Source organism: Actinoplanes sp. L3-i22 (genome assembly GCF_019704555.1).
Lineage (GTDB): Bacteria > Actinomycetota > Actinomycetes > Mycobacteriales > Micromonosporaceae > Actinoplanes.
Map to the genome: position 1 here is coordinate 4747666 of NZ_AP024745.1, position 15077 is coordinate 4762742.

15 protein-coding genes are annotated in these 15077 nt (G+C 70.3%); 8 read left to right on the top strand and 7 right to left on the bottom strand.

Translation table 11 applies throughout. The annotated features are described in order from the left end of the window. Window positions 1-96: 96 nt before the first annotated feature. The 3 genes from L3i22_RS21010 to L3i22_RS21020 all read right to left on the bottom strand — a co-directional run bounded on the left by L3i22_RS21010 (window position 97) and on the right by L3i22_RS21020 (window position 3984). Window positions 97-1680 carry a cellulase family glycosylhydrolase gene (locus tag L3i22_RS21010; protein ID WP_221328662.1) on the bottom strand — a complete coding sequence of 528 codons (1584 nt, stop codon included), beginning with the start codon at window positions 1678-1680 and terminating at the stop codon, window positions 97-99. Between the two features lie 177 nt (window positions 1681-1857). Next, window positions 1858-3120 (bottom strand): EAL domain-containing protein, encoded by a 1263-nt coding sequence (locus L3i22_RS21015; protein WP_221328663.1) that lies wholly within the window; start codon window positions 3118-3120, stop codon window positions 1858-1860. A gap of 54 nt (window positions 3121-3174) precedes the next feature. Beyond that, the gene (locus tag L3i22_RS21020; RefSeq protein WP_221328664.1) at window positions 3175-3984 is read right to left on the bottom strand and encodes an alpha/beta fold hydrolase; all 810 of its coding nucleotides are present in this window, start codon (window positions 3982-3984) and stop codon (window positions 3175-3177) included. Between the two features lie 92 nt (window positions 3985-4076). On the opposite strand from L3i22_RS21020, the gene L3i22_RS21025 reads away from it, so the two are divergent. Next, window positions 4077-4490 carry a MarR family winged helix-turn-helix transcriptional regulator gene (locus L3i22_RS21025; RefSeq protein ID WP_221328665.1) on the top strand — a complete coding sequence of 138 codons (414 nt, stop codon included), beginning with the start codon at window positions 4077-4079 and terminating at the stop codon, window positions 4488-4490. Window positions 4491-4817: 327 nt separating this feature from the next. Continuing rightward, on the top strand, window positions 4818-5486 hold the full coding sequence (locus tag L3i22_RS21030) for a TetR/AcrR family transcriptional regulator (protein WP_221328666.1): 669 nt from the start codon (window positions 4818-4820) through the stop codon (window positions 5484-5486). 31 nt (window positions 5487-5517) lie between these two features. On the opposite strand, the gene L3i22_RS21035 is transcribed toward L3i22_RS21030, so the two are convergent. After that, window positions 5518-7194 carry a CocE/NonD family hydrolase gene (locus L3i22_RS21035; protein ID WP_221328667.1) on the bottom strand — a complete coding sequence of 559 codons (1677 nt, stop codon included), beginning with the start codon at window positions 7192-7194 and terminating at the stop codon, window positions 5518-5520. A 214-nt stretch (window positions 7195-7408) separates the two neighbouring features. On the opposite strand from L3i22_RS21035, the gene L3i22_RS21040 reads away from it, so the two are divergent. The 3 genes from L3i22_RS21040 (at window position 7409) to L3i22_RS21050 (ending at window position 11967) form a co-directional block, all read left to right on the top strand. Next, window positions 7409-10114 carry an alpha-L-rhamnosidase gene (locus tag L3i22_RS21040; protein WP_221328668.1) on the top strand — a complete coding sequence of 902 codons (2706 nt, stop codon included), beginning with the start codon at window positions 7409-7411 and terminating at the stop codon, window positions 10112-10114. Further along, window positions 10111-11418, top strand: coding sequence for an MFS transporter (locus L3i22_RS21045; protein ID WP_221328669.1), 1308 nt, complete (start codon window positions 10111-10113; stop codon window positions 11416-11418). The genes L3i22_RS21040 and L3i22_RS21045 overlap by 4 nt, the downstream gene beginning before the upstream one ends. Before the next feature lie 87 nt (window positions 11419-11505). Next, complete coding sequence (locus tag L3i22_RS21050) at window positions 11506-11967, top strand: DUF3237 domain-containing protein (RefSeq protein ID WP_221328670.1); 462 nt, start codon at window positions 11506-11508, stop codon at window positions 11965-11967. An 85-nt stretch (window positions 11968-12052) separates the two neighbouring features. On the opposite strand, the gene L3i22_RS21055 is transcribed toward L3i22_RS21050, so the two are convergent. Continuing rightward, entirely contained in the window at window positions 12053-12253 is a 201-nt protein-coding gene (locus L3i22_RS21055; RefSeq protein WP_255658447.1) for a DUF397 domain-containing protein, read from the bottom strand. Between the two features lie 17 nt (window positions 12254-12270). Then, window positions 12271-13146 carry a helix-turn-helix transcriptional regulator gene (locus L3i22_RS21060; protein ID WP_221328672.1) on the bottom strand — a complete coding sequence of 292 codons (876 nt, stop codon included), beginning with the start codon at window positions 13144-13146 and terminating at the stop codon, window positions 12271-12273. Between the two features lie 193 nt (window positions 13147-13339). Here L3i22_RS21060 and L3i22_RS21065 point away from each other — a divergent pair, with 193 nt between their 5' ends. Genes L3i22_RS21065 through L3i22_RS53590 form a run of 3 tightly spaced genes read left to right on the top strand, consistent with a single transcriptional unit; the run spans window position 13340 to window position 14458 of the window. Then, the gene (locus L3i22_RS21065) at window positions 13340-13678 is read left to right on the top strand and encodes a hypothetical protein (protein ID WP_221328673.1); all 339 of its coding nucleotides are present in this window, start codon (window positions 13340-13342) and stop codon (window positions 13676-13678) included. Window positions 13679-13688: 10 nt separating this feature from the next. Beyond that, window positions 13689-14069: a hypothetical protein gene (locus L3i22_RS21070; protein WP_221328674.1), complete on the top strand. Its 381-nt coding sequence runs from the start codon at window positions 13689-13691 to the stop codon at window positions 14067-14069. Continuing rightward, entirely contained in the window at window positions 14066-14458 is a 393-nt protein-coding gene (locus L3i22_RS53590; protein WP_255658449.1) for an AlpA family transcriptional regulator, read from the top strand. The genes L3i22_RS21070 and L3i22_RS53590 overlap by 4 nt, the downstream gene beginning before the upstream one ends. Before the next feature lie 7 nt (window positions 14459-14465). Here L3i22_RS53590 and L3i22_RS21080 read toward each other — a convergent pair whose 3' ends face one another. Further along, window positions 14466-15041, bottom strand: coding sequence for a TetR/AcrR family transcriptional regulator (locus L3i22_RS21080; RefSeq protein ID WP_221328675.1), 576 nt, complete (start codon window positions 15039-15041; stop codon window positions 14466-14468). Window positions 15042-15077 lie beyond the last annotated feature (36 nt).

The following is a 15077-nucleotide window of genomic DNA, read 5'->3' on the forward strand; positions in this document are numbered from 1 at the left end:
GGAATCCACACACGGTCGTTTCCCGGTGCTGGACCGGAGTGTCCGAGCCGACGGTGAGGCGGCGGGCCGGGGTCGCCGGCCCGCCGCGTCGGGGGATCAGCTGCAGGCGGCGCCGTTGAGCCGGAACCCGGTGGGGGCGGCCGCGTTGCCGGTGTGGGTGGCCTGATAGCCGATGGTGGTCGAGGCACCCGCCGCGATGGTGCCGTTGTAGCTGACATTGGTCGCGGTGACCGCGCCGCTGGCCGGGCTGTAGGTGGCGCTCCAGCCGGAGGTGATGCTCTGGCCGGCGGCCAGGGTGAATGCCAGCGTCCAGCCGCTGACCGCGGTGGTGCCGGTGTTGGTGATGGTGATGCTGTTGGTCAGCCCGGTGTTCCAGGCGTTCACCGCGTTGGTGACCCGGCAGGCGCCGGCCGGGGTGGACGTCGACGGGCTGGCCGACGGGCTCGCCGAGGCGCTGGTGGGCGGCGTGCTGGTGGGGGTGCCGCCCGCGGCGCTGACGATGGCGTCGATGATGGTTTGCTGGGTGACGGTGGCGGAGCTGCGGTCGAACAGGCCGAACCCGTACGCCCCGTTGTAGCCGTTGTCCCAGTAGGCGGTCGCCGCGCCGTACTTCTTGGCGGCGGAGACCAGGGTGCGCGCGTAGTCGGCCCGGAACTTGTTGTTCGTGGAGTCGGCGGCCGTCTTGTCGATCGACCCGTACTCACCGACGAGCACCGGATAGCCGCGGGCGACGAAGGTGTCGTACACCTTCTTCAGTTGCCCGTCGAGATAGTCCGCCTGCCCCCAGGTCGAGGTCTTCGCCGCGTTGGTGGCGTTCGGGCCCCACTGGGTGATGTTGCCGTCCTCCTGGCCGGTGAAGTCCCAGGGGTCGTAGTAGTGGACGGAGATCATGATGCGCTGCTCGGCGCTGGGGACGGACGCCGAGCGGTACTGATCGGTCGGCAGCGTGAAGCCGTAGCTTCCGACGGTGTAGTCGATGTTGGTGTTCCAGCCGGGCACGAGCAGCCAGCGCGAGGCGTTGGTGCCGCCGGTCTGGCGTACGGTGTCGACGAACGTCTGGTTGTAGGCGTTGATGTTGGAGTAGCACGGCTGGGTCGGGTTGCCGTACTGGCCGTCGAACTCCTCGTTCATCGACTCGAGGATCAGGTGCTCGTTGTAGGCCGCGAACTTCGTCGCGACCTGCTGCCACACCTTCTGGTACTTGGCCTTGATCGTGGTCTGGTCGGTCGCGTCGCAGATCAACCAGGAGCCGGCGACGGACTTGTAGCCGTCGCCGTGCATGTTGATCACGACGTACAGGCCCTGGTTGTAGGCGTAGTTGACGACTTCCTGGATCCGGGTCAGCCAGGCGGCGTCGACCGTGTAGCTCGGGCCGGCGCCGATCTTGCCCAGGTAGGAGACCGGGATGCGGATCGTCTTGAAGCCCGCGGCCTTGACCTTGTTGATCAGGGCTTGGGTGATGACCGGGTTGCCCCACGCCGTCTCGCTGGGGATGCCGTTGTTGCTGGCCTCCAGCTGGTTGCCCAGGTTCCATCCGGCTCCCATGTCGGCTACCAGCTGAGGGGCGGTCAGCTGGGCGGTGACGTCGGCCGAGGCTGACGTCACGCCGTACACGGCTCCGGCCAGGGCCAGGCCGGCGGCGGCGAACGCGAGCCCGGCCTTCCTTGCCATCGAACTCATCGGGGGTTCCTCTCGTGCGGTCTACGCGGGAACCGGCGGTGAATCCGGTCCGCGCCCGCCGAGAAGTCTTGTATGGGAACGCTCCCACGTCAATCGAACCGCTTCGATAGACAGCGAGAAACCTGCGAATGGCACCTGGCCCGGGTATCTGCCGCGGACGGACCTCGGGCGGCGCGGTCAAGCTTGGGCGAGGCGCCCGATCATGGCGTGTGCGGCGGCGGTGACCAGCGCCTGGTCGTAGCTGACGACGAACTCGAACTGCCGGTCGGGGTCCGGGCCGATGTCGCCGAGGTCGCGGGCCATCAGGGCTGCCGCGGTGTGGGCACCCAGCACGACGACGGTCCATTCGCTGGCCAGCGGATCCTGGATCGACAGAGCGCCACCGCGCACGCCGGGGGCGGGAGCGGGCGGCATGCCGACCCCGAGCGCGGCGACGAACGGCAGACGCTCGGCGAGTTCGGTGAAGCGCCGGGTGGTCGACGGGCGGAAGAACCGGACGTGCTCGAAGGCGGCGAGCAGCACCGGCGGGATCGCCGCCTGCAGCGCCATGAGTTCGAGGGTCTTCGACACCGGGACCAGCAGATGCTTGGGCGCGTGCCGGATGCGTCTGCCGCCGCCGATCAGTTCGTAGGGCGTCGTGTTCAGGGCGGCGCCGATCGGACGGGCGGCGAATCGTTCCGGCCGGAACGTCGAGGGCGGGAACCGGCGTTCACCGCGGCTCCACAACCAGCCCTGGCCGAGGGTGGCACCCAGGACAAGTGCCCGGGTCAGGTCCTGCGGGGTCTCGATGCCCTCGGCGACGACTTCGGCGCCGGCTTGTTCGGCATAGGCGCGTACCGCCCCGGCGACCGCCACCGTGGCGGGATCCGTGACGGTCCGCAACAGCTTCAGATCGAGCTTGACCACCTCAGGGCGCAGCAGGGGGATGAACGCCAGGGACTCGGGGTGCACGCCGACATCGTCCAGGGCGATGGCGCAGCCGGCGGCGCGCAACTGCTCGGCGCCGGCCAGCACCCCGGCGAGGTCCTCGGCCAGCGCCCGCTCGGTGATCTCGACGACCACCTGCACATGTGCGGCCCGCGCGCTCAGCGCGTCGAGCACGACGTCGCGCCGCCGGGTCAGGGTGGTGGGCTCGAGATTGACGAACAACGTCACCGGGCGTCCGTGCGAGAGCTCCGCCGCATCCCGCAGCGACGCGCGTAGCGCGGCCTGTTCCAACTCGGCGAGCCGGTCGGCGGCCCGGGCGGCGTCGAGCAGCGCCATCGGCGACTGCAGGCCGGAACCGGCCGGCCCGCGCATCAGCGCCTCGAAGGCCAGCACCGCGGCGGTGTCCACGTCGACGAACGGCTGGTACACGCAGTGCAGGCCGTCGTTGAGCACGTCGTCGAGGGTCGGCTCGCTGTCTCGCGCTGTCGCGTGCCGCGCATTGATGGCACCCACGACCAACCGTTCGGCAGTCCGTTCTCGTTGCTGAGCCGCCGGTTGACGGCGAGATTACGCCGCCGGACGGGCGGGCGTGCCGGTGGCGTGCGCGTCGGCGAAGGCCCAGACGGTCTTGATGAGCGCGTCGGGGGTTTCGATCTGCGGCAGGTGACCGGCTCCGGGAAGCACGGTGAACTCGGCGCCGGGGATGGCGCCGGCGAAGGCCCGGCCGAAGTCGAGGTCGCCGATCCGGTCGGCCTCGCCCCAGACCACCAGGGTCGGCGTGCTCACCCCGCTGAGCCGGCCGGCCAGCGTCGGGTCGGTCATCGCACGGCCGGCATAGGCCCCGAGGGTCACCCGGTTGCCGGCCATCGCCGCACGAACCTGCGGGGGCAGCTTGGCCGGGTCGACACCGTAGGTCTGCGGGTCGTGGTAGCTGCGCGCGGCGAGCTCGGCGGGCGTGAGCGCGAAGAAGTCGGGGACCGGGTGGCCGGGCACCTCGATGCCGACCGCGTCGACGAGCACGTAGCCGCTGACCCGGGGTGAGTGCAGCAGCGCCATCTCGGCGGTGATCCAGCCACCGATCGAGTTGCCGACCACCGTGACATTTTCCAGATCAAGGGCATCGAGCAGAGCGACGTACGTCGCGGCCAGCCCGCCGATCGTGTCGAGCGCGGCGGGCCGCGCCGTGCCGTTGAAGCCGGGGTGCACCGGGGTGAGCACCCGCGCGGGCTCGGCCTCGGCGAGCCGGTCGGCCCAGGGGTTGACGGTGAGCGGTCCACCGCCGCCGTGCAGCAGCAGGACGGGGTGGCCCTGGCCGCGCTCGGTGACGGTGAGCTCGACGGCGCCGATGCCCGCGACGGTGAGTGCGTGGATGGTCATGTGAGTACTCCTGGAGCCGATGGCGTGACTGCGTATATAAGGAACCTTAGACAAGGTTCCTTATATACGCAACCTTGCGATAGCCTGCGTGGATGAGCACCTCTCTGCAGCAGGTCGGCCTGGCCGTCAAGCGGCTCCAATGGCGGCATCACCGCGAGGCCAATCGCCGCCTGGCCCCGCTGGGCCTGTCGCTGGTGCAGTGGGACACCCTGCGCCACCTGCACGCCAACCCCGGCGCCTCGCTGCATCGGCTGGCCGAGCTGACCTTCCAGACCGATCAGTCCATGGGCGAGCTGGCCCGGCGGATGGTCGACCGCGGGCTCATCGAGCGGGTTGAGGGGCCGGGCCGCAAGGTCCAGCACCAGCTCACCACGACCGGCGACGACCTGCGCCGGGCCGGCGGCGAAGCGGTCGACGGCGTGCTGACCGAGTCCCTCGGCCAGCTCAGCGCCGACGAACGGGAAACCCTGCACCAGCTGCTGCGCAAAGCGACCGGCTCGCCCTGAGCACGATCTCGGCACCGGGTACGTCGCGCGGACCGGCCGGTCCGTTACCGGGTCCGGCTCGTGCGCTCGAGTCCACGCCGCCCACCCCGAGCGGGTCGCCCGCGGCGCCCGCGCCGACCACCGATCCGGCCGCCGGCCTGGTCCGGCAGCGCGCCACCTCGCCGGCGCTGGGCGGCGCCGCGGCCACCGCGTACTGCGAAGATCTTGATCTGGGTGGTCGTTCCTGGCGGCTGCCCAGCCTGGGCTTCCTGTTCAGCCGGCCGCCGCCGGAGGGGATGGGATGTCGCGGGTTGCCGGGCGACGACTGGCCTCGGCTAGAGTGTGGCGATGGCGGCACGCAAGCCTCGGGGTAGCTACTCGGTCGGGCGAGCGCGCCGGGAGCAGATCCTGGACGCGGCCACCGCCAATTTCGCGAGCCTGGGCTACACGCAGACGTCCATGGCCCGGATCGCGCAGGACGTGGGGCTGACCGGCCCCGGTCTGATGCACTACTTCCCGACCAAGAAGCACCTGCTGGTGGCGGTCGCGGAACGACGCTTCGACATTCTCGGCGAATGGGCCGAGGACGCCGCCGAGGACACCGACGGCACCGGGCCGCTGCGGCAGATGATGCGGCTGGCCGGCCTGTTCGCGGCCCAGCCCGGGCTGATCGAGCTGTTCGTCCTGGTCACCGCGGAGGCTGCCGATCCGACCAGCGCGGCGCATGAGTTGTATGTGGCCCGTTACGAGCGGGTCGTGGTGGCGTTGACCGACGGTTTCGAGCGTGGCGTGCAGGCCGGGTTCCTGCACGCCGATCTCGACTACGAGTCGATCGCGCGCGAGTGCGTCGCGGTGGCCGACGGTCTGCAACTGCAGTGGGTGCTCACCGGTGGCCGGATCGATCTGACGGCGTTGATCAGGAATCACCTGGAGCGGCTCGCGCCGACGATCCTGCGGTCGGGGCGACGCGTGGACCTGTCCGATGAGATCGATCGTTCGCTGCTGCCCGCCGGGTAGTCGTCGTCGCGGAGCCCGGCCGTCGCAGCGGTCACGCGGTCCATCGTGGTAGGTCGATACGGGACAGGCCGTGCGAGATCTCCTGAGTCGCGGGGTGGGTGGTCACCGCCGTGGCGGCCGGCTCGCCCGAACCCGGGTTGCGGGCGTAGCGCGGGTGGGCGCCCGAGCTGATCTGCAGGCCGATCCGGTGGCCGGGCGCGAACCGGTGGAAGGCCGGCCACAGCCGTACCTCGATCTCGCGGAACCCGTCGGCGTCCGGCTGGGGATCGGTGCCGGTGGTGGCGATGCCGCCGATGCGGCGGATGCCGTCGCAGACCGTCATCGACCGGCCGTCCGGGTGCACGTCGCAGATCCGGACGAACAGGTCGGCGCTGGGCTGCGACGACCGGAACCGGATCCGGGCCACCGGCACGCCGGCGATGGTGGTGTCCGCGGCGAGCGGTTCGCTGCGGAACACGATCACGTCGGCGCGTTTCTCGTGCTCGGCGTTGTCCACCGGGCCGGAGTTCGGCTGCAGGCTCGGGCCGCCGACCGCCGGCGTGGGATCGGCGGGGTCGTAGACGTAGCTGGTCACCCCGTCGCCGGCGGGCTCCGGTGCCAGCCGGCTCGACGCGTGCACGGACCAGGACTCCACGGTGACCCCGGCCGGCGGCCAGGACGCCAGGTCCTGCCACCGATCCGCGCCGGTCAGGTAGGCCCGCACGGGCGCGACCCGGTTGCTCGTCTCGCCCAGGAAGTGCTCCTTGAGGAAGGCGATGCTCTCGCCGACGGCCGGGCCGCCCATGCCCCGCGACGTGTGGCCCCACGGGCCGAGGGTCAGCCGCGGCGGCCGGCCGGCCGCGACGAGCTGCGCGTAGTTGTCGAGCTGCCAGGGCAGGAAGATGTCGTACCAGCCGGTGACCATGTAGACCGGAGCGGTCACCTCGGGCACCGAGGCGGTGTGCGACTGCTGGGTCCAGAACTCGTCGGTGAGCCGCTCATGGGCGACCCAGTCCTGATACCAGGGCACCGGGTGGCCGGCCGCGACGGTGTCGCCGCCGCTGAGCGGGAGCACGTCGAAACCCTTCTTGAGCTTGGGGTCGGGCCGCAGCATGCCGAGCAGCAGCGGGAGCAGGTCGCGCCGGCCCATCCGGTCCATCATCTGTGACCAGCCCAGCGCGTTGCGCAGCGAGAACGCCGCGTTGTCCCAGGTGATCGCGCCGAAGTCGGGCATCGTGGTGATCAGGCACAGGGCTTGCGGCGCGTTCTGCGGATCCTCGCGCTGCAGCTTCCCGGCCACCGCCCACTGGGTGTAACCCAGGTAGCTCTGTCCGAAGGTGGCCACGCTGCCGGTGCACCACGGCTGCTTACGCACCCAGCGGTGGGTGGCGATGCCGTCGCGCTGATCGTCGAGCTGCGGCCGGAACTCGCCGGGGGAGCCCCAGGTGCCTCGGCAGCTCTGGATCAGGACGGTGAATCCTTCGCGGACCAGGGCCTTGGCCTGACCGGTACCCGGACCACGCCGGCCGTAGGGGCTGCGCATCACGATCGTGGGCAGCCGCGGGTCGCTCCCGCCGATCGGGGTGAGCAGGTCCGCGAGCAGCTCGACACCGTCGTCCATGGGAACCCGCAGGTCCTGCTGGATGGCCACGTCGTACGGGCCGGGCGTGAGTCCCGCGATGGTCCGCGACTGCAGCCATCGCGAGAAGCGCTGGCGGAGCGTGCTCATGAGACCTCCTGGAGGCTCGGGGTTCGGGTACCGGTCAGGTTATCTCCGAAAACCTTGAGCGCAAGGTTTTGCGGCCGCAGGTGGTCCGGCAAGTAGAAAACCGGCAACACAAGGTTTTCGCGCCAGAAACCTTGTGTCTTAGGTTTTCAGCTCCTACCGTGAGCCGCACCACAGTCCAATCCGCTACTCGCGGTGAGCAAGGCGGGGTGCCGGCATGTCTGAGCAGCGGTGTTACGACCTGCGGGTGGAGTATCTGGCCCAGCCCATCGGTGTCGGCGAGCATCAGCCACGTTTCAGCTGGATGACCAACGGCGTCATGCATGCCTGCGAGATCAGAGTCGATCGAGCCGGCGGCGGCGCCGCGGTCTGGGACAGCGGGCGGGTCACCGATCGCGACCTGCCCGCGATCGAGTACGCCGGGGCGCCCCTGGCATCGAATCAGGCCTACCACTGGCAGGTCCGGGTCTGGCTCGACGGCGCGACCGAACCCGGCGAGTGGGCCACCTCGACCTTCGAGACCGGACTGCTGAGCCCGGGTGACTGGCACGCCGCCTGGATCCGCCCCGAGCAGGAACCCACCACGACCGAGCGGTGGACCCTGCTCGACTGGATCGTCGGCAACCGCCCCGACAGCCCGCCCGAGCAGCGGCTGCGCCCGGCGCAACTGCTGCGCCAGCGGTTCCACCTGCGCGACCGGGTGAGCCGCGCCCGCCTGTACGCGACCGCGCACGGCGTCTACACCGCGCAGCTCAACGGCCACGACGCCGGCGACCAGGTCCTCGCCCCCGGCTTCGACAGCTACCCGCACCGGATCTCGGTGCAGTGCTACGACGTCACCGGCCTGCTCGCGCCCGGCGAGAACGTGCTCGGCGTCGCGCTCGCCGACGGCTGGTGGGCCGGCCGGATCGGGATCAGCGGCTCCAGCGCCCAGTTCGGCACCGAGACCGGAGCCACCTGGCAGCTGCACCTCGACTACGCCGACGGCCGCACCGAACTGGTCTGCTCGGGACCGGACGTGTCCAGCTCGCCGGGGCCGTGGGCGTACGCCGACCTGTTCGTCGGCGAGCGATACGACCGTCGTGCCGAGCCGGCCGGCTGGAATGCGCCCGGCTTCGACGACACCGCCTGGACGCCGGCAACGCTGACCGGCCGGAGCACGAGCACCCTGCGGCCGTTCACCGGCGAACCGGTGCGACGGGTGCTGGAACTGCCCGCCCGCCACCTCACCGGCGACGCCGAGGCGGGCTGGATCGTCGACTTCGGGCAGGTGATCGCCGGCCGGGTCCGGCTGACCGTCCGAAACCCGGCCCCCGGCCAGACGGTCACCCTGGAACACACCGAGACCCTGGGACCCGGCGGTGCCTGGTTCGACAACATCGCCGGGATCAACAAGGAACAGACCGATACGTACGTCGCCGCCGGACTGCCCGGCGCCGAGACCTACGAGCCGACCTTCACCTTCCACGGCTTCCGCTACACCCGCATCCGTGGCCTGGCCGAGGCGCCCGCGCTGGACGACGTGATCGCCGTCGTGCTCGGCAGCGACCTCGAATGGACCGGATCGTTCGAGACCTCCGACGCCCGCCTCGACCGGCTGCACCGCAACGTGGTGTGGAGCCAGCGCGCCAACTTCCTGTCCGTGCCGACCGACTGCCCGCAACGCGAACGGGCCGGCTGGACCGGCGACATCCAGGTCTTCGCCCCGGCCGCGGCGAGCAACGCGCAGGTCGTCCCGTTCCTGCGTCGCTGGCTGAGCAACCTGCGCGCCGACCAGCTGCCCGACGGCCGGGTGCCGATCATGTCGCCGTACTCGCCCTACGACGCCGAGTCCGCCGCCGCGGCGACCGGGATCGGCGGACTCGTCGTCGCCGCCGGGTGGAGCGACGCGATCGCCCTGGTCCCGTGGACGCTCTACGAGCGCACCGGCGACCGGCGCGTGCTCGAGGAGAACCTCGACGCGATGCTCGCCTGGATCGGATACCAGCGGGCGCAAGCGGGGGAGTCGCTGCTCTACCGCCCGGCCGGGCAATTCGGCGACTGGCTCACCCCGAGCACGATGGAAGGCCGGCCGTTGCACGAGGCGATCGGCATCGCGCCCGCCCTGACCAGCGAGATCGTGGGGCCGATGTGCCAGGCCCGGACGCTGAGCGTCACCGCGTCGGCCGCCCGGGTCCTGGGGCGGCACCCCCTCGCCGACGACCTGGAACGCCGGGCCGCCGCGGTGCGTGCCGCCTTCGCCGCCGAGTACGTCGGCGCCGACGGGCGACTGCCGGTGGATCTGCAGGGCCCGTATGCTCTGGCGCTCGCCTTCGACATGATTCCCGGCCCGCTGCGTCGCGCCGCCGCGGCCCGCCTGGCCGGGCTGGTCGAGGCCCGCGGCCAACGGCTCGACACGGGGTTCCTCTCGACACCCCACCTGCTCGACGCCCTCTGGGACAACGGCTACCCCGACCTCGCCCGCCGCGTGCTCCGCCAGTCGGAGATGCCGTCCTGGCTCTACCAGGTGGACCACGGCGCCACCACGATCTGGGAGTCCTGGGACGCGATCGCGCCGGACGGCACCGTCCGCGCGGTGTCGCTCAACCACTACGCGTCCGGCTGCGTCGACGACTGGCTCTACCGGCGGGTGGCCGGGATCCGGCCCACCGCACCCGGATACCGCACCGCCACGTTCGAGCCCGATCTCGCCGCCGGCGTCGACGACGTGCGGGCGCACGTCGGCACCCCGTACGGCCGGCTCGCCATCGCCTGGCACCGCGCCGGCGACACCGCCGAGATCCAGGTGACCGTGCCCTACGGCGTCACCGCGACGCTGGCCACCACGGCCGGGGAGGTGCCGCTTGCTCCTGGGCAGAGCTTTCACCGCGTACGCCAAGCCGGTCTTTCTTCTCCGCAAAGCGCAGACAGGAGCTTCTCGTGACCGTGTCCCCGCAGGAAAGCCCCGAACTCGGCTCGCCTACCGGGCCCGGATCGGGCGCACCGCCGGGCGGCTGGCGCAACCCGCGTGGCAGCTTCACCTTCTTCTTCCTCTTCGCGATCGCGGCCACCGCGGGCGCCCTGCTCTCCGACGCCATCCTCACGCTCGCCCTCAAAGCCGACCGCATCGACGCGCAGCGGGCCACCACCATCCTGTCCATCGTGGTCGCGGTCGGCGGCCTCTGCTCGCTCGTCGCGTTCCCGCTGATCGGAAGGCTCAGCGACCGCAGCACCTCGCGACTGGGCCGGCGCCGGCCGTTCCTGCTGGCCGCGGCCGTGCTGATCGCCGCCGGCTCGCTGCTGATCGTCGCCGCCACCGACGTGCTCATGCTGACCGTCGCCTACACCGTCGTGGGCACCGGAGCCGTCGCGGCCATGGTCGCCACCTCGGCGATCGTGCCGGACCAGTTCGAACCGGACCGCCGGGGAACGCCGTCGAGCATGGTCGGGCTGGGCAGCCCGATCGGCGCCGTCCTCGGCCTGTTCCTGGCCCAGTTGGTCCAGCCGCACCTGACCGCGATGATCCTGCTGCCGGCCGGGGTCGCCGTGCTCGCCCTGCTGCTGCTCACCGCCGTACTGAAGGACCGTCCGCAGAGCCCGCAGGAGCGACCCCCGTTCGTACTGCGGGAGTTCCTCGGCACCTTCTGGGTCAGCCCGCGGCGATACCCGAGCTTCGCCCTCGCCTGGGCCAGTCGTCTGTTCATCTTCTTCGGCGTCGCCGCGGTGAACGCCTACCAGGCCTTCTACCTGATCGACGTGCAGCACGTCGACACCGCGACGGTCGGCACCACGATTTTCCTGGCCACCCTCATCCTCACCGTCGTCTCGCTGATCTTCGCGCCGGTCGCCGGCCAGATCTCCGACCGGATCGGGCGCCGCAAGCCGTTCGTCGTCGTCGCCGCGCTGATCTTCGCGATCGGGCTCGGCCTGGTCGCCGCGGCCCCCAGCATCCCGGCGTTCTTCCTGGCCATCGCGGTCATGGGGCTCGGCCAGGGGGTCTACTTCGCCGTCGACTTCGCGCTGATCACCGAGGTGCTGCCGGACCCGGCCAACCCCGGGAAGGACATCGGCATCATGAGCCTGGCCAACAACCTGCCCGTCATGATCGTCCCCGCGGTGGCCCCGGCCCTGCTGGCCATCGGCGCCTCCACCGCGACACCGCAGAACTTCGTGGTGCTGTTCGCGGCCGGCGCGATCGCCGCGGTCATCAGCGCGGTGTTCATCCTGCCGATCCGCGGGGTGCGCTGACATGATCCGTCGACGGACCAGCTCCCTGCCGCGCAGAGCCTTTCCGGACCATCGGTCCCGGGTCGTGCCACCCACCATGCCGGCCAGGTGACCGTGCGCCCGGAGCTCGAGTTCCTGGCCGACGCCGAGATCACCCTCGGCCCGGTCCAGGAACTGGGCCGGACACCGGCGGGCCGACGCCGGATCATCCCGATCACCGGCGGCGTCTTCCGCGGGCCGGGCCTCGACGGCGAAGTCCTGGCCGGCGGCGCGGACTGGCAAGTGATCCGGCCCGACGGGGTCGCCGTGATCGACACCCGGTACACCCTCGCCGCGACCGGCGGCGACCTCATCTACGTCCGCACCCGCGGCTACCGGCACGGACCGGCCGACGTGATCGACCGGCTCGCCGCCGGCCGGCCGGTCGACCCCGCCGAGTACTACTTCCGCCTGACCGTGTGCCTCGAAGCCCCGGCTGGGCGGCACGAGCACCTCAACCGGTCCGTCATCGTGGCCACCGCGGCCCGCCTGCCGAACGCGGTGCGCTACGCCGCCTACCTGATCCGATGAGCAACGGAGTGCACGCTGCGAGGGTGGCGATCGCGGCGAGCGGCGTTGTTCGTTCTTGGCGGGGTAGAGCCTGATCGGCGGTCGGTCAGGCCGGCAGGTCGAATTCGCCGTCTTTGACGCCGCCGATGAAGGCCTGCCATTCGGCGAGCGTGTAGACGTGCGGAGCCTTGGCGCGGTCCTTGGTGTCGCGCACCGCGACACCCTCGTCGGTGATCGCCACCTCGACGCAGTTGCCGTTTGCTCCGCTGCGGGTGCTTTTATGCCAGCGTGCGTTGGTGAGGTCCACGCCTGGTCCTTCCTCTATCAGCCAGCTGACGCTGCCCGTTCGATCCATGTCGTCGTGTCCTGCGGACTCAGTGCCTCGGCCGCGAGTCGCAGGAAGCTGTTGCGGTACCAGGCTATTTCACTGTCTGTCTCGACGAAGAGCCCGCCGCCCGCATTCTCCATGTAGACCAGTGGCGGGTCAGGTTCCGGGAACTCGAGCGTCGCGAACGCGCCGGGCATCCCGAGGTGCGCGCCGGTGCTGAACGGGATGACCTGGATCGTGATGTTGGGACGCTGGCCTGCGGCCAGCAGATGTTCCAGCTGATCAAGGTAGATCTGGTTGCCGCCGACACGCCGCCTCATCGCGGCCTCGTCAAGGATTGCCCAGAGCGAGGCGGGATGTGGCTTGGTGAGGGTCTCCTGCCGGCGCATCCGGATGTCGAGCCGCTGTTCGATCTCCTCGTGCGGTGCCTCCGGCAGCAACGTGCGAATAATCGTCTCGGTGTAGGCGCGGGTCTGCAGAAGCCCGGGGATGAACAGGCTCTCGTAGTCGGAGATCCGGATCGCATCAGCCTCGAACGAGGCCAGTGTTCGGTAGCTGTCCGGCAGGTCGCCGCCCTCGAACAGTTCCAGCCACTTCAACTGCTTTGAACGCTTGCGCAGCTCTTGCATGGCGGCGCGCTGCTCGGGGTCGGTCACTCCGTAGTAGTCCATCAGGTGGTTGAGAGTGCCGGCCTGCGGCGTCGTCTTTGCCGTCTCGATCCGATGCAGGGCGCCCTGCGACAAGCCGGTGTCCGAACTGACGGCTTCGCGGCTGCGGCCGGAGGTGGTGCGTAGTTCGAGCATCTCCGCGGCGAGGCGTCGGCGGGCGACGGTTGGTGCTTGCCTGCGAACCGGCATGGGCTGCGACTCCATCCGTAGGACTCCCGTCATGAGTCTCCCGCGCTCGCGAGCCGTGACCGAGGGAGGGATCATCTTTTGCCGGTTGCAAAAGTACATCATGTACTTGTACCTTCGGTTGAAGTATTCCGGCCGTTACAGAAGGTGATCTTCTCTTCCGGTTGGCCGCCTGGTCCGACTCTCGGAGGCTGCGGTGATGCACAGCCACATGCAAACTTCTGGGCCCGACGCGATGAGCGGGGGCGTCACGCGCCTGGGCCCGGCCGCCAGTGACGCGGTGCTCGGGGCGTTCGCGAGGCTGAACCGGCACGGGCCGAGCGGCCTGCGCCAGGCTCGGCTGCTGCTGGTCGACGTGCTCGGCTGGCCGCCCGGGGCGCTGGAGAAGTGCGTCGCGATCGAGCGTGACTTCCCCGGCTGGGTGGCCTGGTATTACCCCGCCGACGACGCCCGCCCGGAGTTTTGGGCGGCAACTCGCGAGGCCGGCGAAACCCGGCTGTTGAGCTGCGCCGATGCCGACGGTCTGCGGGCCGCGATCGGGTCGGCCTGATGCGCCGTTCGTGCGGACGTTCAGCCCGCAGGATCCACATTCAAACCCGGATTGCGAGGTACGGGTCGGCGAGCCCGACCGTCCGTACCGGAAAGGGGTGGTGGTGTTTTTGCAGAGTGAGCTGGTCGCGGCATTGGTCGCGCTCGGGGTCGATGCCGAAGTGCAGATCAGCCTGGACGGCATTCCGTTGGACATCAACGGTTTGAGTCTCGATGAGCGCCGTGGCGTGATCTTTCTGCGGCCGCATCCGGAAAAGGTCCCTGATGCGCTGCGCCGATTCGTCGCCGCGGTGATTGCTGTGCACGACGCCGGGCGCCAGCAGGCCGCGGTCCGCCACAACGCTCGCGGTCACTACGCCCGCTGCCGGTCGATCGGCAGGCGGCGCCGATGAACAGTCGGCGGCTGAGCGAATTCCTGCCGCTGGTCGGCGCCCGGGAGATCGCGGTCCGGCTCGGCGTTTCCCGGCAGCGGGTCCAGCAACTGGCCGACCGCGACGATTTTCCCGAGCCGTTTCATGAGCTGAGCATGGGGCGGATCTGGTGGCGGCACGAGGTCGAGGAATGGATCGTTCGCTGGCATGCCGGCGAACGAAGGTGCGGGGCGCCCGCCGACGATTCCGGCCGCGACGGGTTCCGGCCGGTGGCGGAACGGATCGCCGACCATCTGGCCGAACGTGGTGACGCTTTCATCGAGGGCGAGGCCATCGACGTACTGGGAGATCTGATCCTGGTTTTTCTGAAGAATGCCGGCGTGACGCATCGGCGAAGCCGATCATTCTGAGGCCGGTCTATCGGTCCGCCCGGCACAGGTGCAGCGCGCTGGTCCGAAACGCCTGGCGGGCCTGCGTCGTGGAGATCCGGCCGGCCGCCATCTCGGCCGCCGCCACGTGGATGAGCCCGATCACCGCTGCGGCGAGCCACGCCGGCGGGACCCGGTCGTCGAATTCGCCGGCGGCCTGTCCGCGTTCGATCAGCCGGGTCAGCCGGTCGATGATCGGTTCGTGTCGCCGCGGATCGAGTTCGGGTGCGCCTTTGAGCGCGTCGGTGTGCAGGATCGGATATTTCGTCAGGACGTCCCAGAGCACGTCCAGCCAGTGTCCGAGCGTCTCGCCCGGCGGTCCCTGCTCCGGGTCGAGCCGGTCCACCTGGGAGGTCAGGTCGGCGGCGATGTGGCCGATCACCGCGGCGATCAACTGCTCGCGGGTCGAATAGTGGGCATAAACGGTCTGGCGGGCCACCCGCGCCGCGGTCGCGATGTCACCCATGCTGGCCTGCGGCCGTTCGGCCAGCAGATCGATCGCGGCCTGTCGCACGGCCGCGCGGCTGCGTTCGGCATCCGATCGCCGGGCTCTTATCTCTGACACAGTTGTCAAGGATAGCGGTCGTGGTTATCTTGGACA